This window comes from Cellulomonas sp. NPDC055163, assembly GCF_053607065.1.
The window spans coordinates 98,258-123,035 of sequence record NZ_JBSGSU010000003.1 but is presented as its reverse complement, the minus strand read 5'-3'; the positions used below and the strand labels follow the sequence as shown (position 1 = coordinate 123,035).

Below are 24,778 nucleotides of genomic sequence, written 5' to 3'. Positions count from 1 at the left end.
GGCCATGGGCGACCAGCTCCTCGCCGCCGCGGGCCCGGTCTTCACGGTGGGCGGCGACGTGGTGCGCCGCCTGTCCCCGAACTGCGTCCGGCTCGTCGTGGACGAGGGCACGGAGGGCCTGAAGACCCTCGAGGCCCACTTCACCGCCACGGGGATCGGCGCGCCGGGCCCGCCAGGAGAACTGCTGCACCTCGACGGCTCCGAGCTGGACTTCGGTTCCGACGTGCAGGTAGCCGTCGGCGGGGAGAGCACGCAGACGCAGGTCTTCGACGGGACCGTCTCGGCGCTCGAGCTCGTGATCGGGGACGGGGAGCCGCCGCGCGTCGTCGTGCTCGCGGAGGACCGGCTGATGCGGCTGCGGCTGACGCGGCGCATGAAGAGCTGGACCCGAGTGTCCGACGCCGATCTCGCGCGCCGCATCGCGGACGAGCACGGCATGGACGCCGACGTGGCGGTGACCGGGCCGACGTATGACGTCGTGCAGCAGGTCAACCAGTCCGACCTGGCGTTCCTGCGGGAGCGCGCGCGGCTCATGCAGGCCGACCTGTGGTGCGTGGGCCGCACGCTGCACCTCTCGGAGCGCTCGTCGCGGAACGGCACGCACGTGACGCTGACCCAGGGGGCCGACCTGCTGAGCTGCCGCCTCTCCGCCGACGTCGCCCACCAGCGCACCGAGGTGCGCGTCAGCGGGTACGACGCACGCAGCCAGGCGGTCATCGACGAGGTGGCGGGCGCGGACACGATCCACGCGGAGGCGGGGTCAGGCCGCACCGGCCCGGAGGTGCTGGAGAAGGCGCTGGAGGCGCGCGCCTCCTACCGGGTGCGGCAGACCCCGCTCACGACGGCGGAGGCGAGCGCGTGGGCACGCGCGGAGATGCTGCGGCGGGCGCGGCGGTTCGTGACCGCCTCGGGGCTCACGCGCGGTACCCCCGAGCTCGGCGTGGGAAGCCTGCTGAAGCTGGAGCTGGTGGGCGCCCCGTTTGACGGCGACGGATACTACGTCACCCGCGCGACCCACACCTTCGACAACGAACGCGGGCTGCGCACGGCCTTCGAGGCGGAGCGGCCCACCCTGAACGGGGGCTCGTGATGGCACTCCCCTCGCCGGTGGACGGTGCCGGGCCGCGCTACTTCGGCGTGTACCCGGCGCTCGTGACCGACCTCGTCGACCCCGACAGCCTCGGACGCGTCCAGGTGAAGTTCCCGTCCCTGGGCACCACGGGCGACCGGGACGTGCGCGCGTGGGCCACGCTGTGCAGCCCGTACGCCGACAAGGACCAGGGGTTGCAGGTGCTGCCGGAGAAGGAGAGCCAGGTCGTGGTCGCCTTCGAGGCGGGCGACCTGCGCCGGCCGTACGTCGTGGGCGCGTCCTGGAACGGCACGCGCGCGCTGCCGCAGACCGCCCAGGCGAGCAACAACATCCGCGTGTTGCGGACGCGTTCCGACAGCCGGCTCGAGTTCGACGACACGAAGGGCTCCCCGAAGGTCACGCTCCGGACGCAGTCCGGCCACAAGGTCGTGCTCGACGCGGGTGCCCAGGAGGTCACCGTGACCCACTCCAACGGCTGCACCATCACCCTCACGTCGTCCGGGTCGATCGACATCAACGCCAACTCGGGGGTCAACGTGACAGCCCCCAAGCTCACCGTGACCGCGGCGACGTCGGTCTTCACCGGCATGGTGCAGTGCAAGGCGCTCATTGCGGACGTCGCCGTGACGTCGCCCCTGTACAGCACGGGCGTGGGGAACCTGTGGTGAACGCCGACGGCTTCGCGCTGCGCTCGCCGTGGTACGCCCGGGAGCGGGAGGGCATCGACCTGCGGTCGGACGCGGCCCTGCCCCCGCGCATCCAGATGTACGACTCCCCGGACTTCGTCGACCGGCTCCTGTTCGACCCCGCAGACTCGCTGAAGCGCGGACGGGACGACCTGTGGACGTACCCCGTCCCGGTCACGCCCGATCTGGCCGACCCGGACCGGCGCGCCCGGCTGGCCACGCACCGGCTCGTCACGACCGGGCTGCGCAAGCTCTACCAGCCGGTGCACGAGCGGTTCTACGTCGTCGTGGTGGAGGTCTTCTGCGACCAGGCCGGACTGCCGCGCGCCGGCAAGCACGACGAGATCTCGGTGTCGTTCCGCATGCGGCGGCTACGAACGCGCGTGGCAGGTGCCCGGCGCCCGCTCCGGCGGGTCGCGACCGCCCTGGTCAAGAGCCTGATGGCCGAGTCGCTGGAGGCCGAGGGTCGCGACCCGGCCAGTGTGACGCTCGGGCCGCTGGACGCCGACGTCCGCGACGTCTGGTGGGCCGACCAGGCCTCGAAGGCGTGGCGGCAGCAGTTCGCGAAGGACCACGCCGAGGAGCTCCAGCTGCTCGAGCTCCGGACCGACCGCCAGCAGTGGATCGTCCCGAAGCGCGGCGTGGCACCGAAGCCGGGCAAGCGAGGACGCTGGCGCACCCTCGGCGACGCGCTTGACGCCGTCGACGACGCGGTCGAGGAAGAGGAGACGTTCCCAATGTGGCGCCTGCCCGTGCGGGGCAAGGACCAGCGGGCGGCGAACGGACTCGACTGCGACGACGACCCGAGCGGACCCTTGAGCCGTTCGCTGTGGTTCGGCGTCGTGCCCACGTTCTCCGACGAGCACTGGTCCGCTCCGCGGGACGGCGGGAAGACCGCCCTCGAGCCCAAGCTCGACCACGCCTCGATCTACGAGGTCGAGTGCGTGGTCACCCAGCCGAACCCGAAGTGCCCGGACCGCTGCCCACCTCAGACGTGGCAGAGCGTCCCGACCGAGCCGTTCCGGCTGGCCGACCCGATGGACCCGGCCGGCACGAAGAACCGGACGGTCACCGTCACGATGCCCGACCTGCGGCGGCTCGCCGCCCAGGCCGGCAAGCCGTCGGCCGGCGGGGTGCGCGTCGTCGCGCCGCCGAGGTCACAGCTGACCACGAACCCGTTCGCCGGCATCCCGAAGCCGGGCTCGGGTCGTGTCGGCGGGGCGGGGAGCGTCTGCTTCTTCGCCGTCGAGCTCTTCTTCATCGTCGCGATGTTCTTGTTCATGATGTTCCTGCCGATCGTGGTGCTCGCGTTCCAGCTCTGGTGGATGCTCGCGCTGCGCTTCTGCATCACGCCACGGGTGAGCGCCCAGATCACGGCGGACTTCCTCGCTCGCGCCGACCTGGTCGCCGCGGCGAGCGCCGGCGGCGCCGCGGGCGCCGCGCTGCGGGCGAACGTGAACCTCGCGTTCGGCCTCGACACGAGCGCGGCGACCGGCGTGCCGGTGACGTCGCCGGACTGGGTGGACCAGCTGAAGGCGGCGCCGGACGTCGCGGCCGCACCGAGGCTGGCCGGCTCGGTCGCCGGCAACGCCGACACGCCCGCACCCGAGCCGCGCCCCGGCGACGAGCCGGCCCACGAGACCAGCCCCGCCGACCCGCTGTGCCGGCCGCGCGTGCGCGTGTGAGCAGGGGCGAGGCCGCCCCGCCATGTGCCGCCGGCGCGAGCGTCCACGTCGCTCACCGCCGACGTCGGTCCGGCGGGTCGCAGCACGGCGGCGTCGATCCTCAGACAGCGTCCGACGGGATGTCGAGCACGTCCAGGACGGCCGCCTGGGTGAGGGCGCCCAGGATGTCGGTGAGGCGCGGCGTGTCGTCGTCCAGCGGCGGTGCGAGGAAGCAACCGACCTCGTGCCCGGCTCGCAGCACCAGCACGCTGAGCCTCTCGGTGCCAGTGTCTCGTTGGACGAAGTAGACCGGCGCCGCCGGCAACGCTTCTGCGATGTCCCAGGCTTGTGTGCCCAGCGGGCCGGAGTCGGCGCGAACCAGCACTCCGCGCCGATTGACTGCCAGCCGCGTCCAGTCCGCACAGCCGAGATACGTCAGCACCTGCCGCACGTCCGACAGCGAGGCGCCCTCCACGACCGCCACGGACGGCGGGACGGTCGGATGGGTGGGTCGCGGCAGCTCGAGCCCGAGCAACGCGGCCAGTGCCCGTGGATCGGCGTCGGTCTCGGAGATCAGCTCTCCGGTGAGCCACGTCGCGACCTGCTCCCGCTCCGGGTCCAGGAGCAGGGAGTACACCGGCCTACCGGGGCTCAGCACCGAGCACCGCCCGGCCAGCGACCGATCGGGTCCCTCGGTGCCGGGTTGGTGGCTGACCACGGCGTTGTACTCTCCGACCGGCATGACGAACCACGGCGACGGCCCGGCGGCGTACGGGACCTCCCACTGCCACAGCTCGCTCACGACGCTGTCCAGCTCCTCGGTCGTCAGTGGCGCGAGGACCACCCAGCAGGGAGTCCGGTCCATCTGTGTCATGGACGTGCCACCCCGAGCGCCTCGCCGATCGTGATGGCGGCCTTCTGCTTGATCCTCGCCTCGGGCAGCGGGACCAGCTCCGTGCTGCCCAGGCCGTTGACCCGCAGCACCCGTCGCAGCCGATCCCGCAGCCGGTCGTCGAGGGCGTCCGTGATACCGAGGTAGGGTCGGCGGCGGGTTGCTGCCTGGGCGTCGCTGAGCTGACCGATCATGTGATCGATCTTCCTCACCGCCTGCTGTTCGGCGTCGGTGAGGCCTCTGCGGTTCAGCCGCTTGATCGCGGCATCCAGCGCCTCTTCCCACGTCTCGGCCGTCCACCCCTTGATCTCGAAGCCATGCCGCCGTCCGGCGACGATGATCTCGAAGTCGATCTCACTGCCACCCATCGTCACCTGGCGGCGGACGGTGCCGGCCAGACGGCCCGCCTCCTCCGCGCCCACCATCTCGGCGCCCGCGCCACGTGCAGAGGTGCGGAAGTCCCTCATCACGTTGCCCGCGTTCGGAGTCTGCGCGGCTCGCCGGTAGAGGTCCCAGTTGGTGCGCTTGTCGCGGCCAAGGAAGTCCAGTGCGTCGTCGGTGATCGAGGTCCGGTTCAACCACACCAGATCCAGCGTCTGTCGGCCGTTCCGGGCCTTCCGACCCAGCACCCCGAGCGCCTCGTCGGAGACCCCGCGCCGGCTGACGAGGGTCTGCACCTCGGTCAGGAACACAGCCGGCGTACGCGACTCGGCGGCCGCCGTCAGCAGGTCGGTCAGGGAGCTCAACGAGTTCGGTCGGGCGTTGACCACGGCCTCGACCGAGCGCAGGAACGCCTCTCGCGCATCTGGCCGCAACTGCGCCGCTCGCTGGGAGATCGCGAACCGCGCCTCGGCCGCGCTCCGGGTCCGGGCCGTTGCCGCCGTACGAGCCTCGACCGCTTCGGCAGTCCGGCCCGCGGCCTGTGCTGCCTCGGCCTCACCGCGGGTGATCAGGCTGCCGAGCCGATCCAGCACCCGGCGGGCGGCCGGCCCGGCGGGCGTCCCGGCGATCTGACCCAGCAGCCGCTCGGCGGCGACCTCGCCCCGGGTGATGCGCAGCATGGCCATGAAGCCGGGCCGCGGGGCCCCCTGCCCGCCGGCGACCGTCAGGCCTTCGTTGGTCGCTGCGGCGAGCGCCTCCGCCTGGCTCGGATAGCGGGCCAGCGCCCGGGTGAACGCCTGCAGCTCGGCGTTGAGCGGCATGACCGCCTGCCGCAGGCGGCCAGGCAGCGCGATCAGCCGTTCCGCCGCGGCAGCGAGCCTGGGCACCAGACCGGACGCGATCAGCCGACCCAGGTCGCGGGAGACCCAGATCACCATCGTGACCTCGTACAGCTGCAAGAAGGCCCGGCCCCCAGGACTCTCCGCCAGCGCAGCCCGATTGTGCTCGATCAGCTCCATGCTGCCGACGAGGGCCGCGTTGACCAGCGCCGCCCGTCCTGCCTCTCCTGCGGCGGCCTCCGCCAGGCCGGCGGCAACCCCACGTGCGCCGGTCCTGGCGGCCATGCCCTCGACGAAGGCCGGGCCGAACGCCCGGGCCAGTCCCGACACGGCCAGCAGGACCTGCCCACCAGACACGGCGGCCGACACCATCCGGCTCAGCATCGCTGGTTCGGGAAACGCCAGAAGGCCCACAGCTTCCAGCACGGACACCACACGGCTCTGCGGGTTCGGACCGAGGGTCGTGACCCGGACCAGCTGAGTCGGCAGGTAGGGCCCCATGGCCGGGCCCACGTCGTCGACCATCGTTCGTCCGATACCGCGAACGAGGTCCTTCGCGAATCCGACCGCACCTGTGCCGCCCTGGCGGAAGATCGCGGGCTGCAGCATCGCCACGGTCCGCTGGATCGGTCCTGCGGCCTCACGTTCGCCTGCCCGCTCCCGGCCGATCCCGACGCCCCCGCCCGTGGGCACCTGGTTCGCGGCGAGCAGCTGCGAGCCCTGTGTGCTCGTGCGTGGGTAGGCGTACCGGTAGAACCCGTCGGAGTCGAAGCCCACTGTGAACTCCGGCAGGTTTTCCAGGCTCTCCCCAGGCACCTGCCCGGCCTCCAGCGCCTTCATCGTAAAGATCCGCCCGACCATGGCGAGGGCACCCGACGACGGAGTATTGAGCAGGCGCGCCATGGTCCCGTTGGTCGAGATCCTGTGCTCGAGCGCCGGGAACTCCCCCACAGGCGTGGTGTAGAGGATGCGGCTGATCAGGCTCAGCTCCGCGAGCTCATTGCTTCCGGCGGCCAGATCGAGCACGGTGATCCGCTGCTCGAACGTCATGATCGACAACACGTCGAAGTCCAGGCCACGCAGAGCGGCCAGGCCGGCGGTCAGCGCTCGCTGCAGGATCTCTGCCCGCTGGGTCCTCTCCGCCTCGCCGCCGACCGCGAAGTCGGGCTGGAACGCACCGCCTGGCATGAAGACCGTGCCGGGGTAGTCCCACCAGAACCGTTCGAGCCGCATCTTGTCCGGGTCGGTCGGCTGGACGTAGTCCGCGTTCCAGAACTCGGGGTAGCTGATGGTGTAGCCGTAGAAGTGGCCGTCGCGTCCCGGGATCATCACACGCCCGCGCTGCGGCGCGACGTTGCGCAACCTGATCTCAGCCGCACTCGCCGAGCGCTCGTCGACGAGCAGCTCGCCGGCCTGGATGGTGCCGAGGTTTCGGTGCTCGCTGGTCCGCAGGAACCTGTCCTCCCCGATCGCGTACCTGAAGCCTCCGATGGCCTGCCGTGCCTCGTTCCATGGTCGAGGCGCGGCGGTGATCGGCCCGGTCGCCGGGGTGTAGCCGGGCGTCTCGCCCGAGGGGACCGAGGGTTGCGTGTTCCGTCGGCTGGACCGGCGGCCGATCAGGGCGTGGATGGCCCACTTCTTCTCGTCCGCCTCGATGATCAGCCACTCCGAGGCAGGACGGATCGTGTCGCTGAACAATCCCCACTCGGTGAGGTGGTGAGTGTCCAGCAGGTCCACGTAGGCGTCGAAGTACGAAGCGCCGGCGCCGTTGGTGAAGTCCCCCCGGGTGGCCCACCACTCCGTCGTGTTGAGCAGCACCATCTCCTCGTCGCCGTCGATCCTGCGCTGCACCAGGATGGCGACGACGGCGTCGACGTCTCGAGGCAACCTTCGGTCGAAGGCAGCACGCACCCGGTTCGCCGTGTCAGGCCGGACGCCCCGGAGGTTGCGCAAGCGAACCCGGCGCGCGTCGACCGGGTCGAAACCGCCGAAGTGTGTCGGATTCCCGTACAGCCGCTGGGCGATCTGCTCCCGGGCGGTGCCGGGCGGTGTGCCCAGGACGGCGGGGTCGCTGGAGTCGATCTCGAGCACCCAGTCGTCGAGTGGCTGCAGGTCGACCTCGCCAAGCTGGGAACCCGGTACTGCATCCGCTGCCCGGTCCGGGTCGTCCGGCTGCCGGGAGATGCGGGCGCCGGCACGCGCTCGCAGGGGTGGTGACGGTGCGCCGCTGACCCATGCGTGCGCTGCGGCCTCGGCCTCCCGCTCGGCCGCATCAGCCGGGTTACTGATCGGCCGTCCGGAGGTCGGCGGGCCGTTGCGGTTCTGGATCACGTGCGCGAGCTCATGGGCCAGCAAGCCACCCCCGTCGGCCTTCCGCGACGATCCAGGCGGGCTGCCCGCGAAGCTGATGTGCGACCCGATCGCAAAAGCCCGGGCGGACATCCGCGCGGCTGCCTGCCGGCTGCCGCTGCCGGTGTCGATCCGCACGGCGCTCAGGTCGGTGCCGAACCAGTGTTCGAAACTCGCCCGCTGTGGTGCCGAGAGTGGCGTCCCAGCCGCCGGCCGAGCCTGTTCGGCAGGGCCTGTCGGTGCCGCGGAGGGCACGGAGTGCCGCCGACCCGCAGACCTCATTCGGTTCTCCTTGATGGACGTGAAGATCACCAGGCTGGAGTGCCGCAGTCACCCGGCCGTCACCTCACGCGTCCCGAGCGCCGCAGCAGCGCGTGCCAGGCGCCATTCGGCCGCAGGCGCCCTTGGTCGGACGTTTCGCGCATCCGTCCGGTGCGTCGGTGTCCGCGGACCATGGAAGTGCCGCGTCACACGCCGCGTCGACCTGCAACGCGCCGGTGACGCCGCTCCCCGCAGGATCACGGCATGAGCATCGACGTCGTCGACCAGTGGACGGGTGTGGGGCTCCGCCTGCCGCAGTCGGCCGACCAGCTCCCCGCCGGCCCCGCCTGGCTCGACGGCATGGACCTGATCCAGCAGTCGGTCACCACGATCCTCGACACCGAGCCGGGCGAGCGCGTGATGCGGCCGGGCTTGGGCTGCGGGCTGCGCCGGTTCCTCATGGCGCCCAACGACGAGTCGACGCGCACGTCGATGGTCGCGAAGATCCGCTCCGCGCTGGAGACGTGGGAGCCGCGCATCCGCCTGGACTCGGTGACGGTCACGTCCGACGAGGATCCGACGCTGCTCTGGGTGGACATCGCCTACGTCCGCCGCGCAGACCTGCGGCCCGACAACCTCGTCTACCCGTTCTACCTGAGGTGAGGGGCGATGGCGCTGATCAGCCCGATCCTCGACGACCGCTCCCAGGCCCAGCTCGCCGAGGAGCTGCGCCGGCGCATCCCCGTCTACGTCCCGGCGTGGACCGACCACAACCCGACCGATCCAGGCATCGCGCTGCTCGAGCTGTTCGCCTACCTGGGCGAGTCGCTGCTGTACCGGTTCAACCAGATCCCGGAGACCACCTACGTCGAGTTCCTGCGGCTCCTGGGGGTGCAGCCGCGCGGAGCGCGGCCCGCGAGCGTGCTCGTCGCAGCGGAGACCGACGAGCCCCAGGGCGTGCAGGTGCTCCGGGGCTCGGAGGCTGCGGCCGGTGACGTCTCGTTCGAGACCGACGACGAGCTGTACGCCTGGCCGCTCGAGGCCGTCGGGGCCGGGAAGACGCCGGTGCCGGATGCCCAGATCGCCCGCGAGCGCCGGCTCGACGCCATCAGCCGGCCCGATGTGCCGAAGGACAGGAAGCCGGTCTTCTACCACACCGCGCTCACGCCCGAGGACCCCACGGCGCCCGACGTCGTGCCCGTCGACGTCAGCGAACAGGTCGACCGCAGACTCTGGGTGGCCCTGCTCGCGCGCGACACGACGGACCTGGCGGCGCTCGGCGGGCGCATCCTCTTCCTCGGCGTCGCCTTCGACGAGCAGCTCGCGCGCAGCCGTCCGCTGGACAAGGTGCTGCCCGACCCGACCGAGAAGTTCCGGTCCAAGGTGCTCACCGAGGACCCGCCGCCCACGGTCTGGGAGCTCTGGACCGGCGTCCCCGCCAGCCCGACCGAAAGCCCCTTCCGCAGCCTCGCCGTCATCGGTGACACCACGCGCGGCATGGTCACTACCGGCGTCGTGAAGCTCGAGCTGCCCTCCCCCTTCCCGGCGAGGCTGCCGGCCGCCGGTGGCCTCGCCGACAGCCCGCCCCCGATCGACGACGAGGAGACGGCAACGAAGGTCGTCGCCTGGCTGCGGGTCGGCCGCCCCGCCACGCCGGACATCGGCGACACGATCGGGAGGGTGCTCTGGGTCGGCACCAACTGCGTGGCCGCCACGCAGTCCCGCACACCCTCCCCCGAGCTGCTCGGCAGCGGGACCGGCGACTCGGACCAGCGATACCCGCTGACGCACTCCCCCGTGCTGGCGGACTCGGTCAAGGTCCAGGTCGAGGAGTCCGGCCGCTGGGTGGACTGGGAGGAGGTCGAGAGCTTCTCGGCCAGCACGGCGGCCGACCGGCACTTCGTCGTCGACCACGACCACGGCGCCGTCGTCTTCGGCACCGCCCGGGTCCCGCAGCTCGGCGAGCGGATCCGCGTGCCGTCCTACCGCTACGGCGGTGGCGCACGCGGCAACGTCCCGGCGAAGGCGGTCACCGCGTTCCCGCAGAACGGCGGCATCAGCAAAGCAAGCAACCCCCTGCCCGCCGCGGGCGGCACCGACCGCGTGAACCTCGCCGCGGCCCTCGACGCAATCCCGGGCGCGGTGCAGCGCAACGACCGCGCCGTCGTCGCGGACGACTACCGGGCGCTGGCGGAGGAGGTGAGCGGCGTCGCGCGCGCGGAGGTGCTCTCGCTGTTCCACCCGGACACGCCGTCCGTCGAGGCCGCGGGCGTCACCAGCGTCGTCGTGCTGCCGGACCGTGACGTGCGGAACCCGGACGCTCCCCAGCCCGACGTCGGGCTGCTGCGCCGCGTCGCGGCCTACCTCGATGTGCGACGCCTGCTCACGGCGGAGCTGTACGTAATCCCACCGGAATACGTCCGGCTGGCCGTGTCCGTCGGCGTGCAGGTCCGCGACGGGTACCCGGTCGACGCCGTGCGGCGGTGGGTGGAGCAGATCCTCCGGCAGTACCTCTCCGCGGTCCCGCCGCAGGGGCCGGACGGTTCTGGCTGGCCCCTCGGCCGCGCGGTGCGGGCCGCCGAGCTCGAGGCGGTCGCGGTCCAGGTCGAGGGCGTCGAGTACGCCCTCGGCACCCGGCTGGCCACGCTCGACCCGGCGCCGACCGAGCGCAACCTCGTCGCCCTCACGAAGTGGCAGGTCCCCGAGATCGCTGCCGTCACCGTCGTGACCGGCCCACCGACCGACCCGACCGTGCCCGCCACCACCCCACCGTCCGACACCGTCCCCGTGCCGCTGCCCGTCGAGGTGTGCTGATGGACGGCGACCGCGGCCTCGCGCAGCTCTCCCACCCCGACCAGTGGGTCCGCTGCGTGCACGACGGCACGGTGCTGCTGTCCGGCGGGGAGGTCGGCCTCGACTGGACGGAGCCTGCGGCGCCCGCGTACGGCCCGCGGTGGGACGGCGACCGCTGCGTGCCCGGGGCGCCGGAGCCCGAACCGGCGTGCCCGGCCGGGGTGACGCAGGACTCCACGGGCCGCACCTGGAGCACGCGCCCGCTCGACGGGGTGCTGCTCGCCGAGGAGGGTGCGGGCCGCGGCGGTCCGCCGGGCGCCGACGGCGCGCGCTACGCCGGCTTGCACCGTCCCACGGGCGTGGCCGTCGACGCCGACGGCCGCCTCTACGTCGCCGAGGCCACCCGCAGCACGGTGGTGCTTGTGACACCCGGCAGCGGCCGGTCGCCCCGCCGGGTGGGCGTGCCCGGCCGCCCCCTCGACCTCGTCGCCTGGGGTCCGCGCGGCGTGCTGGTGCTCCTGGACGGGACCGACGGCGACGGCGGTCCGGCGGTCTGCGTCCTCGTCACCCGTCCCGAGCTGCGGAAGTGCCCGACGAGCGTCGAGACGGCCGCGCTGCACCCGCCCTGCGGACACCCGCACCACCGGCCTGCCCGCATCACCGTGCTGGGCGACCGCCCCGTCGTGCTCTGGACCGGCCCCCCGGGTCGCCGCTGCGCGGGCAGGGCGGCGGTCGCCGGCGTACGCGACGACCCGATCCTCGCCGAGCTCGACGGGACCGAGCTGCTCGCACTGCCGGCCGCGACGGACGTCGAGGGAAACCCCGACGGGCTCCTCGCCATCGGACGCGCGCCGGGGCTCCCCGTCCGCCGCGTGCGCGAGGAGGGCGACGGAAGGAGACGGGCGTTCGTCGAAGACGAGCCGCTCGCGGCCGAGGGCTACGACGGCGGCGCGCTGACCGTGGGCCCGGACGGTCGCGTCGTCTACACGACCACGGAGGGCAGCCGCAGCACGCAGGGCTCGGTCGCCCGCCACCTTCGCGCCGGCTCGGTCACCACGTACCGCCTGGACTCCGGCGCGTACCGCACGCGGTGGGGCCGCGTCTTCGTGGACGCCTGTCTGCCGTCCGGTGCGGGGCTCACGGTGCGGGCCGCCACCAGCGACGACGAGGACGACGACGGGGTCGTGCGCCGGATCGATCCGGCACCGCCCGCCCGTGGCAGCAGGCCCGTCGCGGACCCGGACGACACGCCGCCCCTGCCTCCCGTCGGCGCGTTCGACGACGGCCTGCCGCTGCCCGTCGTGCCGCACGGGATGCAGGGGCCGCGTGCCGCGTCGGACCCCGCCGGTCCGGGTGCCGGTCGGACCGACCCGCCCGGCGACGGCTGGGCGACGTACGAGACCGGCGTCGACGCGCCACCCGGGCGCTACCTGTGGCTCCGCCTGGCGCTCACCGGAACCGCACGCACCTCGCCCCGCGTGCGGGCCGTGCGTGTCGAGCGGCCCGGTCATCCGTTGCTGCGCATGCTGCCGCGTAGCTTCTCGGCCGACGGCGACCAGGCCGCGTTCCTGCAGGGGTACCTGACCGGACCCGAGGGCGTGCTCCACGACCTCGACGTGGCGGCGGCCGACCGGCACCGGCTCGTCGACCCGCGCACCACGCCGTCGGACCTGCTGCCCTGGCTGGCGGGGTTCGCCGGCCTCGTGCTCGACCGGCGCTGGCCGGAGCCCGCCCGCCGCGCGCTCGTCGCCGAGGCCTACCCGCTGTTCGCCCGACGTGGCACCACGGCCGCGCTCGAGCGGATGCTTCGCCTGTACCTCGGTCGCGACGCCCGGGTCGTCGAGAGGTGGCGGCTGCGTGGGCTGGGGGGAGCCGTCCTCGGTCTGGCGCCCCAGGGCGGCCGCCTCGACGCCCCGAGCGTCGACGGCAACAACGTCCGCTACGCAGGCCGCCTCGGGCTCTTCACCCTGGGTGGCGTTTCTCCCCGCTCGGACTCGTACTCCGCGGTGGCGCACCGGTTCACTGTGCTCGTCCCGGGCCGCCTGACGAACGAGCAACGGGAGGTCCTGCGCGAGATCGTCGAGCACCACAAGCCCGCCCACACGCTCGCCGACCTGTGCGAACTCGGGGACGGCTTCCCGGTCGGGCAGGCGCGGATCGGGTACACGGCCTACGTCGGCCCGCCGCGCACGGCCCCCGCGAGCACGCTCGGGGCCACGCGCCTGGACGGCACCGGCACCCTCGGCTCCTCCGTGCCCGGCGCACGCCTGGCACGCACGGCGACCGTCGGCGACGTGAGGCTGGCATGAACGACCTCACGATCGGCGCCCTCACTGCCCGCACAGTCGACTGGCCCCGGCCGGACGACGTCGACCGGCTGCTGTCGGCCGTCGCCGGCGACCGGCTCGAACCCGCCCTCGCAGCCCGCCCGCTGCCCGACGGCGAGTGGTGCCTGCGACGGCTCGACGTCGACGTCCGTCTCGACCCCACCCGGCCCGCGCCGGCGCTCGAGGCCGCGTGGGCACAACAGATTGTCGACGAGCTGTGGCGCACGCTGGCGAGCGGCTCGCCCGACGTCGTCCACTACGCGGGCCTGGAGGCGGCGGCAGACGACCTGCTGGCGAGCCTCGCCGCCGGACGGCGTGACCGTGCGTGGGCGTGGCGGCAGGTCGGGCTGCTCAGTCCGGAAGACCCCGAGCCGACCGGCGAGGCCCGTCGCAAGGTCGCGCTGCGCGTGCTGATGCGCCTGCCCCTCGGTCCGGTCGCGGCGCTCGTGCGGCTCGTCGAGCGCTCCGGAGCCGCGGCGGCCCACCGTCTGCTGGGGACCGAGGGCTGGCAGGCGCTGAGTGGGGCGGTGGCGGTGCCCGGGCTGGCGGGGCGCGCGATGACGGTGGCCGACGAGGCCACTGCCGGTCCGTCGCGCACAGAGGGCCCAGGCCTCGAGCCGGACCCGGCGGCGGACGACCGGCCGCCAGCCGCGGCGGCGGCGCCGTCCCCGCCGGCGACGGCCGCGCGCCACGGCACCACACCGCCCGACGTCGTGCGGCTCGCGGGCGCGATCGCGACGAGGGCCGCGCTCGCCGTAGCGCTGCGTCGCTCCGGCTTGCGCCTCGACGACGAAACGCAGGCCGCGTGGGCCGTCCTCGCGATCGCGGAGGTCGACCCAGTCCGGCTGCGACGTCCGGACGACGAGGTCCGGGCGCTGGTGCGGGCGGTGATCGAGCGGCTGAGGCCCGCCCCGACACTGGGACTCGCGCGTCCCAGCCCGGCGGGGACCGCCGGTCCTCCGCAGGTCGCGGCAACGACGGCGCCCAGGGACGTGGACGCGTCGTCGGACCGCGCCGCTGCTGCGGTGACGGTCTCCGCTCCGGACGCCGTCGCCCGGGCAGGCCGGGCGGACGCCCCCTACCCCGGTGGTGCGGCCGCGCCGTCCGCCGTCGGCGGCCGGTCCACGGCCTGGGGCGGCCTGCTGTTCCTGCTCAACACCGCCGCCCTCGCCGGTCTCCCGGAAGCGCTCGACACGCCTGCGCTGAGCTCGCGCACCACGCCGTGGTGCGTCCGGCAGCTCGCGACCCGCATCGTCCCGGCGCCCGACGACGACGCCGCCGTCGTCGCGCTCGCCGGGCCGCCGACCGTTCGTGAGCCCGGACCCGGCCCCGACGAGATCGAGGCGGGCGAGCTCGACGCCCTCGCGGAGCGGTGGGTCGAGGTCACCGGGGCGCGCCTCCGGGCGGGTGCGGGCACGGCAGCCGGTCGCCGGGCCCAGCCCGACGAGCCCACGCGCGACGCGGCCGACGTCCTGCGGCTCGCGCGCCGGGACGCCACGGTGATGCACGACGCGGGCTGGGTGGAGGTCGTCCTCGACCTCGACGACGTCGACCTCGACGTGCGCCGCTCCGGCCTGGACATCGACCCCGGCTGGGTGTGGTGGCTCGGACACGTCGTGAGGATCCGCTATGAGTGAGACGACGCTGCACCGCACCACGGGCCGGCGGACCGCGGCGGACCTGTCCGCGCGGGCCGGGGCGGTCGCGCTGGCCGTGGCCGCCGTGATCGATGAGCGCTGCTCCCCCGAGTCCGAGGCCCCACGAGCAGCCGCGTTCCTGCGGGAATGGGCGGCGTCGGTCGCCACCGTCCGCGTGCCGTCGTCGCACGACGCACCGACCCCGCTCGACCGGCTGACGGCACGCTTCGGGCTGTCGCTCGACGAGCAGGAGCTCCTCGTCCTCGCCGGCCTCCCGGAGGAGCACGAGGGTCTTGCCGCGACCTTCCGTTCGCTGCACCCGAACGCCGAACCGCGACCCACCGCCGGCCTGGCTGCGCTCCTGCTGGGCGGTTCTCCCCAAGTGCGCGCCGAGCTCTGTGGCGTGCTCGTCGGCGGCCGCGCCGCGCGCCACGGCCTGCTGCGGCTGGAGGGGGCAGGCCCGTTCTTCGAGCGTTCCCTCGTGCTGGCCGACGACTTGTGGCCGACGCTCGCCGGCGCCGACGCGTGGCCCGCCTCGGTGCCGCGCGTCGGCACGGCCGGCCCGCCGCCCGGCCTCGCGGCGTGGCTCGACGCCCCTGGCGTGCGTGCGTGCGTCGACGTGGTCGCACGCGGAGCCCGCGTGCTGCTCGTCGTCGCGCACGACGACGTCGCCGTCGCGCTCGGGCGCGCCGACGCGATCGCCGAGGCCGCGGGCGCATGCCTGGTCGCCGCGGCGGTGGAGCCCGACGACGGAGCGCGCGTGCGTCTCGTGCTCGCGCACGCCGTGGCGCGGGGCGCCGTCCCCGTGCTCATGCTCCCTGCGCGGGACGGCTCAGCCGCAGCTCTCGCCGTCGGCGACCATCCCGGGCCGGTGATCGCCGTCGCGCCGCCCGGGACGGTGCGCCCAGGCCCGGACCGGGCGGTGCTCGCGGTCGACTGCGGACCCGTCCCCCAGGCCTCCGTGCGCGCCGCCTGGCAGGCGGCGGTGCCGGCGCTCAACGGGCGTGCGCGGACGGTCGCAGCCCGGCACCCGCTCGACCCGGCCGTGACGGCGCAGCTCGCGCTCGACCTCGCGGTCCTGGGGCACGACCCCGACCCCGACCGGCTCTCGGACGCCGTCCGCAACCGCACCGGTGTCGAGCTGCCCTCGGCGGCCCGGCTCGTCGCCCCGGCCGTGGGCTGGGACCAGCTCGTGCTGCCCGCGGACGCACTGCTGCAGCTCAGCGGCGCCGTCCAACGCCTGGAGCAGCAGGAGACCGTCCTGGAGGACTGGGGTCTGCGCGAGCGCGCCCAGGCCGTGCGCGGCGCTCGGCTGCTGTTCGTCGGCCCGCCCGGCACGGGCAAGTCGCTCGCGGCGGCCGCCCTGGCCACCGCTGCACACACCGACCTGATGGTCGTCGACGTCTCGCGCCTGGTGTCCAAGTGGCTCGGTGAGACCGAGAAGAACGTCTCGGCCGTCTTCGACGCTGCCGAGCGCACGCGCGCCGTCCTCCTGTTCGACGAGGCGGACGCGCTGTTCGGGACCCGTACCGAGATCTCGGACGCGCACGACCGCTACGCGAACCTCGAGACCGCGCACCTGCTGCAACGCATCGAGCGGTTCGAGGGCCTGGTCGTCCTTACCAGCAACCTGAGGCAGAACATCGACCCGGCGTTCACCCGCCGGCTCGACGTCGTGGTCGAGTTCCCGCTGCCCGACGTCACAGGCCGGGCCGAGCTCTGGCGCCGTTGCCTGCCCACGGGCGCGACGGTCGCCAGTACGACACCGCCCGAGGGCTCCCCGGTGCCCGAGCGGCCCGCCGTGGTCGCTGCGGACGTCGACCTCGTCGCCCTCGCGCGCCTCTACCCGGTGCCGGGCGGATGGATCCGCAACGCCGCCCTTACCGCCGCCTTCTCCGCGTCGGCGGCCGGTGCGCCGATCACCCAGAGCCGCCTCGTCGACGCGGTGCGACGGGAGTACCTGAAGGCCTCGACACCCTTCCCGGGCGAACCACCGAGGAGACGCGATGACCACGCTTGACGACCGCACCGGCACGAGCGTGACCGCTGCGGACAACGCCTCGGGCCACGCCAGGCTGACCGACGTGAGCGCGCTGGACCCGTGGACCTCGTTGCGGCCCGCGACGGGGATGCTGCTCGGCCTCGAGGACTTCCAGGTGCTCGTGGACCACCCGCGCGCCAAGCAGTTGCTGCACGACGCGTGGTGGCACGGCCCGGGCGTGCTGCACGGCCTGCGGGTGCGGTCGCACGGGCTCCTGGAGCTCGAGATCTGCCCCGGCCTCGCCGTCGACGCGGTGGGGCGCGAGCTGCACCTCGACACCGCCGTGTGCTGCTCGATGGAGGCCCTGATCCCCCGAGGCCGGGACCGGACGCTCACGCTGTGGGTGGTGCTGAGGTATGACGCCTGCACGGCACGGAGCGTCACGGTGCTGGCCGACGCGTGCGACGTGACGCGCAGCAGCACCGAGGACACGCGGGTGCTCGAGCGGGCCCGGGTGGAGCTGCTGGCCGTGCGCCCGCAGCCGCGCCCCACCACGTACCGGCGCGTGCGGATGCTGCTCGGCCTCGAGCCCGTCCCGCCCGACCCGGCCCACCCGGTCGGAGCGGACGTCGGCGCCTGGCGCGACCTGGTCACGAAAGCGGCGCCGGCCGACCGCGCCGCCGCGCTCCTGAACGCCTTCCGCTGCCTCGCCGCCGAGGACTGCGCCGACCTGACGGCGCCCGGGCGGGACTGCACGGGCGACCAGCTCCCGACGGACGGCGCGGGCTCGGGCGTCGTGCTGGCGTGCGTCACCTATGCCATCGAGTACGAGGGCGATGCACCGGTGATCCGTGCGGAGCCGGTGATCGACCTCTGCTGCCGGACGGTCGTGCTGCCGACGGGGGTGATCCAGGACCTGGTGTGCGGGCTCGCGCCGGCGCTCCTGGGCACGGACGCGCCCGTCGTCGCGGCGGCGCCGCAGGTCCGCCCCGACAGCCTGGAGTGGGACGAGGCCGCCGAGGCGTTCGCGTTCGAGGTGACGGCAGACGTCGTGCCCGCGTCGCTCAAGCGGGCGGTGCACGTCAGCTCGCTGTCGGAGCACGAGTGGGTGGTCGAGGACCTCGCGGGTCCGCCCCGATACGACCCCGCCCGTCGGCGGGTGCTCGTCCGGCTCGCGGACAGGCCGGTGAACCCGCTGGTGCGCGTGCTCGTGCTCGGCACCGGCCGGACGCCGGTCTACGGTGCGGATCCCCCGGTGCCGCTCGCGGGCGTGGTCGGCGAGGACCCGGGCACGCTCGGACAGGGGCGCGACGCCGTGCTCACGGTCGCCAACCCGCTGCTCGGTGAGCGGGCCGAGGCGCAGACGCCGGACGACGTCCCGACGGGCACGGAAGGGAGCTGATCGACGTGGCCACCATCCCGGAGACGATCCACGCCACGACTTCACATGCGCCGGGCGTCCGCGCCGAGGACGCCGCGACGGTGCTCGAGGCGACGTCGCTCGACGGATTCACGGCGCTCCGGCCGGTCGACGGGCTCTTCTTGCGGGCCGAGCACCTCGCGGTCATGCAGGGCTACACGCGCTCCCTCACCAGGGCGCTCGCGACGGCGACCGGCCCCGGGGTCGTGCACGGGCTGCGGACCTGGCTGGACGGCGGCACCCTCGTCGTCGAGAACGGCCTGGCGATCAGCCCGGACGGCACCCTGCTGCCGCTGGCCGACGGCCCGGTGAAGATCGACCTCGCCCCGCTGACGCACCCGACCGGGGCGGGCGTATGGCGGGTCGAGCTGCACCCCGCAACGGGCACGTCCGGCCCCGCGCCGGTCTACGACTCGATGTGCGGCGACGGCTGCGGCCGAGGATGCGGCTGCTCGGGCGGCAGCGACGGCGCCGGGTCGGCGGGCGGCTCCAGCCGGGACCAGTGGAAGCACGAGGGCGTCGTCGTCCGCGTCGTCGCGCACGACATGCCGGCGGTCGTCAGCGTCCCGGTGAGCCAGAAGCGCAACGTCGTCGCCTCGACGTACTTCGAGAACGAGCGCGTCGGCGTCCCGCCGTGGCTCCTGCCGGCCGGGGCCGGCAAGGAGGTCGCGGCCCTGCTCTCCCAGCAGCACCCGTGGGACGACGGCACCGCGCTGCAGGCGGGGTCCGGGGTGCCGCTCGCGCTCCTGGTGGACCTCGGCGGCCGGAAGGAGGTGGACGAGTGGGCCGCGCGCAGGCTCGTCGACGGGGCGGCGGCGCAGGGGACGTGGCTGGGCCGGCTGGGGATGCGCCCGTGGTCGGTGTTCCTGGCCCAGATCCTCCAGTTCGAGCAGGAGCTGCTCGAGGAGTTCGGGCCCGGCGCGACCGCCCTCGCGGTCAGCACGGCGGAGCAGCTGCACGCCGACCTCACCGACGTGCTGGCGATCCAGCCCAAGGTGGGGTCGCTCGGGCGTCAGGCGATCCTCGGACGCGTCGGGCAGCACCTCGAGGAACTCCTGGCGAGCTCCGAGTTCTCCACGACGCGGAAGGGCCGTCTGGTCGAAATCGCACCGGCCGGCTACCTGCCCTACGTGGCGAGGACGTGGGACGACGATGTGGTCAGGGCGGCTGTCACCGCGCTCCTCGGACAGGCGCTGGACCTGCGCATCCGGCACATGCGCGTCGACCAGGTGGCCGGCGAGATCGTGGCGGCCCAGCACCGGGACCGCATTCCGCTCCTCGACGGGCGGTCGTGGCCGAAGCTCGACATCCTGGTCCCCTCCGAACGGGTCGACCGCCCCCATATCGAGGCGGACCCCTACGGCTGGATCGCATTCGTCCGCCGGGGCCCGGAGCCGGACCCCGTCGTCGAGCCGACGCTGGAGGACGTGGACGTGTACGTGTACCGCCCAAAGGACGAAGACGGGTTCGACCAGGGCGGGCACGGGAAGAACACGGATCTGGTCAAGGCGATCCTCGCCGCCGACCCACCGGAGGGTCGCGTCGGCCGAGTCACGTACCCCACAGGGGCGTGGGCGTATCCCGGAGCGGCCGGGGACGCGCTCGCGACCAGGATCGCGCGGGAGATCCTGCCCGCGGGACTCGGCGAGATCGCGCTCATCGCGGTGGCGCCCGACGACACGACGCTCGGGCTCGCGTCCACGAGGGCGTTCCTGTTCGGCGCGTCCCTCGACGCAGGAACCTCCGGGCTCCCGGTGACGGCCCTCGCAGACCCCACCGCCAAGGGTGCCCGGGCGATCATCGTCCGCGTCACCGTGCCGACGTGAGGAAGGAACGGCTGAGCGCGATGGAATCGCCACCCAGGAAGAAGCCAACCGCAGCACGCGCCGGCCACTGCCTCATGACGGTCGAGGTCGAGTCCGAGCGCCTTCTAATCATGGTGTCACGTCGTTGGTTCCTCAACTACGGCGACTCCCGCCCGATCAGGGTCGACCCGCCCGGGACCGCTGGGTGCGTCGACATCGAGGACGCCCTGAATCGGGTCGAGGAGTTTCTGCTGGACTTCGAGGTGGCACGCGACGGGCGCCCCTCGACTCGACAGGAGTGATCTGCTGGGAGATCGGTCCCGATCCACGGCCTCAAGACTGTGACCGAGTCGGGAGCACCGGGGCCGTTTTGGCCGCACTCGGCAAAGACCTTGCGCGAACTGGTCCGGGGCGGATTTCTACATCGCCCATTTTAGGGCACATCGATTATATTCTGCGCACGATGACGGGCCTCCGAACCCCACGACTGCAGCGGCGAACGGTCCGGCCATGGCGCACACCCCTTCGTCCCAGCGCGACGGCCGGCTCGGGGCGTACCGCCGCCCATGGCGCACGACGCGACGCGCGTGTGGCAGGCAGGACGACCGGACAGCGGCGGCCGGCAGCTCGGCGCGGCGCCCGCCCAGGTCCGTCGCCGTCACTCCACCGTTCACGGGAACCGTCGGACGGCACGGTGACGGAGCCGTGACGCTCGATCCGTACGTTTGAGCGGACACGCGATGACGCTCCTGCTCCATGCTCAACCCGCAGGAAGTGATGGACTCATGGCAGAGATGGCCGCGATGATCGTCGCTGCTCTGGCTCTCCTCGTCTCGGTCCTCCAATGGATCGCTGCGCAACGGTCCGAGAAGGTGAGGCTGCTGCTGGGCGAGAAGGAGAGCGCCGGCTACCAGGCGCTGCAGATCGTGCGCAAACCCGGCGCGAAAGTGCCCGACGACGTCCTATGGGCGCTGATGCTCGTCACCATCTTCGAGTCCTCCGACCGGGCGCGCATCCAGGTGTACCGGGCACTGGATGAGCTCCGGCCCTCGTACGAGCGCACCATGAAGGACTTTCGAGGAGAGCTCGTCAAGTCCGGGACGCGCTACGCCGACGCGGTGGACATCGACAGCCTCCGAGCACGACTACGCCAGCTCGACCGGGCCGTGCCATGGATCGCGGTAGGCGGTCCGCAACTACCTCCCCAGGGCTAGTTCTCAACCTTCTCGCGGGCCTCGGCGGTCTGCACCAGCCACCGCTCGGAACAAGGTTCCGTCGGCGCTCCGGTACGACCGAGACGCATGGCTGACAGCGCCGGTGACGTGTCACCGGCCCGTGGACCATCGCGCGGTCGACGTGGGTGGCCAGAGCGCATGGCGCGGCTCATGCCCGCGTCGGCGGCCGATCTGCTTCGCTGGCGCCAGCGTGAGGTCCCTCCGGGCGACGTCGCCCGCATCGGTCCTCCCGATGTGGAGTCACCGCCAGCCCCGCGGCATAGAAAACCGCGTTTGCCGGTCGCACCCCGGCACGCCGAATGAACTGCACCAGGTGCGTGCGCGAACCGGCCGGACATGCGTGAGACGTTGTGGTCGGTCGGGTCGATGAACGGTAGCCGGCGGCGCCGGCTGCGCCACCTCCTACCGCCCCGAGTCGTTGGTGCGGACGCCCACTGTCCACGCACCGCGGCCACGCGGCTCCGCGTCGGAGCGGACATGACGGCCATGCGCGCAAACCACCAGACGGTGCACGTCGCCGTGCGCCAAGTGTGCGGCGCCTCGGTGACCCACGCGGCACCCATGCCGCGCGGGGCATCACACGGACCACGAGATCCCCCCGGTGCCGGTCGAGATCTCTTCCTCCAGCGGCGACCGACCGTTGGCCGTTGGATGATCAGGGGTAGTCGCTGGACCGCGCACTGGCCAGGGACACCAGCCTCACCAGCACGTCCGCGAGCGACCTGCGGATCTCACCCATGGTCTACTCCGCAGTGATGTACGGAGCCCTCGGTATGACCGCGGATGCGTGCTCCGACCGGACCGCCTGTTTGATGACAAGCTCGCGCGCGGGTGGTGCAGTTGCGCTTTCACGAGCGTTCCGGCGCGGAACCTGAGGGGGCTTTCGTGTCGCCGAGGATCTTGTCGGCTTGCGGTCTCACCAGGAGGAGCAAGACGGCCGCCGCATGACGGGCCCGGCAATCACGACCTGGCAGCCTGTGACCTCGATGCTGATGTGGGTAGCCAGCTACCTGACGGACACCCCGTGTCGCGCGGGGCGCCGGCACGGTTGGCGCGGGCCATCCCCGCACCCACTACCCCAAGACATGAACTTCGCGCCCGGCCTGCGTCGTGACGGCTGAGGGGGAGGTTGCTCGGTACGGCGGGTCTCGCTGATGGCGGCGACCTCCCAGATCACCGACGCGATCGGGTTCTTGGCGGTCACGGTTGCGATGCACTGGAACGGGTCTCGTCGAGGACGCCCGCGGTGGCGGCCAATTCGATCTCGGCGGCCCAGGAGGACACGACCACCGTCCGTTGCACCGGCCCGAGGTAGTACGACTGCGTCACGGAGGCCTCCACGTCGAGCTAGATCGCTGAGCGCCTCGAGCGAGCCGGCCGCACCGACGGCGCTGCGGCACACGACACGCCCGCGGTCGATCGCAACGATCGCGAAGCGCCCCAGCCAGTGCCCGACATTGAACGAGAAAGCGTTGACGGCCTGCATCGACTACTTGACCTTCCCCCGACCACCACCTGCCGCAGTTGCCGGAGCCGGCTGGGCGTCCCACGGGGGCACTGCCGGCGCCCACTCAAGCACGACGCGTGTCCTGCTGACCGAGAGCCTTCCAAACGGGCGCGCGCCCGCTGGCGCATACCCCAACCCATACCCCAACGGCGAGAGATTCAGGCACGTTCGGCGACGTTCGTTGGCGGCCGCAAGACGCGCTTACCTGGATGGGCGCTTGTTGGCGGACCGGCCCGAACGCCGCTCCGGTCCCTGACACGGAAGGGGTCCTGGCGGGTAATCACAACGCGCACACGGGCGCTCTGGCCTCGGGGACACCCTAGCTACTCACGGGCTCACAGGGGCCGAGAAGGCCTCGCCGTCAGCGATGTACTTCGTCATCTCCTCGTCTCCGGGGCGGGCCACGAGCGGAACCTCGGGCGGACACGAGGTCGGCACTCACCCACACCACGGCAGGGACTGCCGCCTCGATGTGCTACGGATGCTGCGTCGGGATGTCCGGGCGAGCAGAGTTGAGCGCGTGGCAGTGCTTTCGCACGACTTCGAACTGCATCTTCATCAGCAGATACGGCGGGAACTGCCCCTGGAGCCGGTCCATGTCGTAGCGGGTTCGCCGGGACATCTCGTCGAGGCTTCGGTAGGCGACTTGGACGTCCTCCGGGAACAGGGCCGCGACTATCTGGTTCGTGCCGCGCCCCCCAACCTGGGCCGCCGGGCCGCCGGAGTGTTTCCGAGGGTGGCGCTCGTCCTTGGCCAGGGTCGGCTCGCCGGAGAGCGCGGAGTGCACCCACTGGTGAGCGGAGTAGAACAGGGCGACGACGGCCCAGTCGACGTACGGGTCGTCCCCAGAGAGGTGTTCGGCCACTTCCAGATGGTGCTTCGCTCTGGCGACGTGGAAGGGCCGGGACGACATCAGACGTCAGCGAAGGAGTCGTCCGTGACCGTCGCGAGAGGGATGACGTCGAAGTCGACGGCGAACTCGTCGGCGTGGTCCCGCTCGAACGCGAGGATGGTGGAGATTGCCTTCATCCGGTTGTCCCAGTTGTACGACTCTAGGCATGCGCCGACCCGGACGATCTGGGGCCCCGGCTCCCACCGGACGCTGATGTACGTCTTGCCGAGGTCGAGTTCGGGCGCTGCGAAGCGGCCCTCCAGCTCGAACTTCAGCGTCTCCGTGGTGATCACGGGTGACCCGCCCTTCTTGGTCATGTTCGTCACGATAGGGCACTCAACCATCGCGCACCCACATTGAGCCCGGGTGGTTTCGGAGCCGTCCGACATCAGGGGAACCATGCGGCCGCAGTGGTCGGCACCAACAGCCAGGGGTCTCTTGCCGAGGCGCCGGCGTGCAGCAGGCGGCGCGCTTCACGGGCGGTCGATCCGGTCGACGCTAGTGTCCGAGCATGGGTGAGCAGGATCCGCCGAAGCGGCCGAGTCGGCGGAGCGAGGATCACTTCGCTCAGCGGCTCGAGGAGGTCTACGGCGCCCGCCGACCTCCTGGTCCCCCGCCTCGGCGAGATCCGAACGCGGCCTCGATCTGGCTGGGCAGAGGCAAGTTGTGGGACGACGTATTCACTCGCACTCTGGCGAACGTGCTGTCCGTCGGCATCCTCGCGGTCGCGGCCGCGGCGGCCGGACTCATCCAGTTCGACCGTCAAGCGTGGGCGATCGTCATCCTCTGCGGCGGTGTGGTGCTAGCTGTCGTCATCGTGAACGTTGCTCCGGTGCGCTACCTGCTACGCCAGTGGTGGCGCCCGGTGATCTTCCTGCTCATAGTCGGGGCGGCGGTCGCCGTCTCGATCAGGGTGTCACCGTTGATCCTCCCGTCCGGGACCGGGGCTGGGTGCGACCCCCTTTTCGCGCTTGACTGTTAGCGCCCCCGGTCACGATGTACAAGCGCTTCGATCACCT

18 protein-coding genes are annotated in these 24,778 nt (G+C 72.7%); 13 read left to right on the top strand and 5 right to left on the bottom strand.

Annotation, left to right across the window (positions count from 1 at the left end; translation table 11 throughout):
• Positions 1-4 precede the first annotated feature (4 nt).
• From ACWFNE_RS06845 to ACWFNE_RS06835, 3 genes are read left to right on the top strand one after another with little or no spacing between them, the layout of a single operon-like run.
• Complete coding sequence (locus tag ACWFNE_RS06845) at positions 5-1,090, top strand: phage late control D family protein (protein ID WP_452121677.1); 1,086 nt, start codon at positions 5-7, stop codon at positions 1,088-1,090.
• Complete coding sequence (locus ACWFNE_RS06840; RefSeq protein ID WP_452121676.1) at positions 1,090-1,758, top strand: phage baseplate assembly protein V; 669 nt, start codon at positions 1,090-1,092, stop codon at positions 1,756-1,758. The genes ACWFNE_RS06845 and ACWFNE_RS06840 overlap by 1 nt, the downstream gene beginning before the upstream one ends.
• On the top strand, positions 1,755-3,461 hold the full coding sequence (locus ACWFNE_RS06835; RefSeq protein WP_452121675.1) for a hypothetical protein: 1,707 nt from the start codon (positions 1,755-1,757) through the stop codon (positions 3,459-3,461). The genes ACWFNE_RS06840 and ACWFNE_RS06835 overlap by 4 nt, the downstream gene beginning before the upstream one ends.
• Positions 3,462-3,561: 100 nt before the next feature.
• On the opposite strand, the gene ACWFNE_RS06830 is transcribed toward ACWFNE_RS06835, so the two are convergent.
• Positions 3,562-4,314 (bottom strand): hypothetical protein, encoded by a 753-nt coding sequence (locus ACWFNE_RS06830; RefSeq protein ID WP_452121674.1) that lies wholly within the window; start codon positions 4,312-4,314, stop codon positions 3,562-3,564.
• Positions 4,311-8,183, bottom strand: coding sequence for an eCIS core domain-containing protein (locus tag ACWFNE_RS06825; protein WP_452121983.1), 3,873 nt, complete (start codon positions 8,181-8,183; stop codon positions 4,311-4,313). Before ACWFNE_RS06825 ends, ACWFNE_RS06830 begins: the two co-directional genes overlap by 4 nt.
• Positions 8,184-8,426: 243 nt before the next feature.
• On the opposite strand from ACWFNE_RS06825, the gene ACWFNE_RS06820 reads away from it, so the two are divergent.
• From ACWFNE_RS06820 to ACWFNE_RS06780, 9 genes are all read left to right on the top strand, one after another.
• Positions 8,427-8,825, top strand: coding sequence for a GPW/gp25 family protein (locus ACWFNE_RS06820; RefSeq protein ID WP_452121673.1), 399 nt, complete (start codon positions 8,427-8,429; stop codon positions 8,823-8,825).
• A 6-nt stretch (positions 8,826-8,831) separates the two neighbouring features.
• The gene (locus ACWFNE_RS06815; RefSeq protein WP_452121672.1) at positions 8,832-10,976 is read left to right on the top strand and encodes a putative baseplate assembly protein; all 2,145 of its coding nucleotides are present in this window, start codon (positions 8,832-8,834) and stop codon (positions 10,974-10,976) included.
• Positions 10,976-13,264, top strand: coding sequence for a phage tail protein I (locus ACWFNE_RS06810; protein WP_452121671.1), 2,289 nt, complete (start codon positions 10,976-10,978; stop codon positions 13,262-13,264). Before ACWFNE_RS06815 ends, ACWFNE_RS06810 begins: the two co-directional genes overlap by 1 nt.
• Complete coding sequence (locus ACWFNE_RS06805; RefSeq protein ID WP_452121670.1) at positions 13,261-14,919, top strand: hypothetical protein; 1,659 nt, start codon at positions 13,261-13,263, stop codon at positions 14,917-14,919. The genes ACWFNE_RS06810 and ACWFNE_RS06805 overlap by 4 nt, the downstream gene beginning before the upstream one ends.
• Positions 14,912-16,939: an ATP-binding protein gene (locus ACWFNE_RS06800; RefSeq protein ID WP_452121669.1), complete on the top strand. Its 2,028-nt coding sequence runs from the start codon at positions 14,912-14,914 to the stop codon at positions 16,937-16,939. The genes ACWFNE_RS06805 and ACWFNE_RS06800 overlap by 8 nt, the downstream gene beginning before the upstream one ends.
• A complete protein-coding gene (locus ACWFNE_RS06795) occupies positions 16,926-18,302 on the top strand; it encodes a hypothetical protein (protein WP_452121668.1) in 1,377 nt (458 codons plus the stop codon). Before ACWFNE_RS06800 ends, ACWFNE_RS06795 begins: the two co-directional genes overlap by 14 nt.
• A 5-nt stretch (positions 18,303-18,307) precedes the next feature.
• Positions 18,308-20,146, top strand: a complete 1,839-nt coding sequence (locus ACWFNE_RS06790) for a hypothetical protein (RefSeq protein WP_452121667.1) — start codon at positions 18,308-18,310, stop codon at positions 20,144-20,146.
• Positions 20,143-20,427: a hypothetical protein gene (locus tag ACWFNE_RS06785; protein ID WP_452121666.1), complete on the top strand. Its 285-nt coding sequence runs from the start codon at positions 20,143-20,145 to the stop codon at positions 20,425-20,427. The genes ACWFNE_RS06790 and ACWFNE_RS06785 overlap by 4 nt, the downstream gene beginning before the upstream one ends.
• Before the next feature lie 483 nt (positions 20,428-20,910).
• Entirely contained in the window at positions 20,911-21,339 is a 429-nt protein-coding gene (locus tag ACWFNE_RS06780; protein ID WP_452121665.1) for a hypothetical protein, read from the top strand.
• A gap of 1,221 nt (positions 21,340-22,560) precedes the next feature.
• Here ACWFNE_RS06780 and ACWFNE_RS06775 read toward each other — a convergent pair.
• From ACWFNE_RS06775 to ACWFNE_RS06765, 3 genes are all read right to left on the bottom strand, one after another.
• On the bottom strand, positions 22,561-22,689 hold the full coding sequence (locus tag ACWFNE_RS06775; RefSeq protein ID WP_452121664.1) for a hypothetical protein: 129 nt from the start codon (positions 22,687-22,689) through the stop codon (positions 22,561-22,563).
• A gap of 653 nt (positions 22,690-23,342) precedes the next feature.
• On the bottom strand, positions 23,343-23,732 hold the full coding sequence (locus ACWFNE_RS06770) for a hypothetical protein (RefSeq protein WP_452121663.1): 390 nt from the start codon (positions 23,730-23,732) through the stop codon (positions 23,343-23,345).
• Between the two features lie 47 nt (positions 23,733-23,779).
• Positions 23,780-24,076 carry a hypothetical protein gene (locus ACWFNE_RS06765; protein ID WP_452121662.1) on the bottom strand — a complete coding sequence of 99 codons (297 nt, stop codon included), beginning with the start codon at positions 24,074-24,076 and terminating at the stop codon, positions 23,780-23,782.
• Positions 24,077-24,270: 194 nt separating this feature from the next.
• On the opposite strand from ACWFNE_RS06765, the gene ACWFNE_RS06760 reads away from it, so the two are divergent.
• Positions 24,271-24,741 (top strand): hypothetical protein, encoded by a 471-nt coding sequence (locus ACWFNE_RS06760; RefSeq protein ID WP_452121661.1) that lies wholly within the window; start codon positions 24,271-24,273, stop codon positions 24,739-24,741.
• Positions 24,742-24,778: the final 37 nt, after the last annotated feature.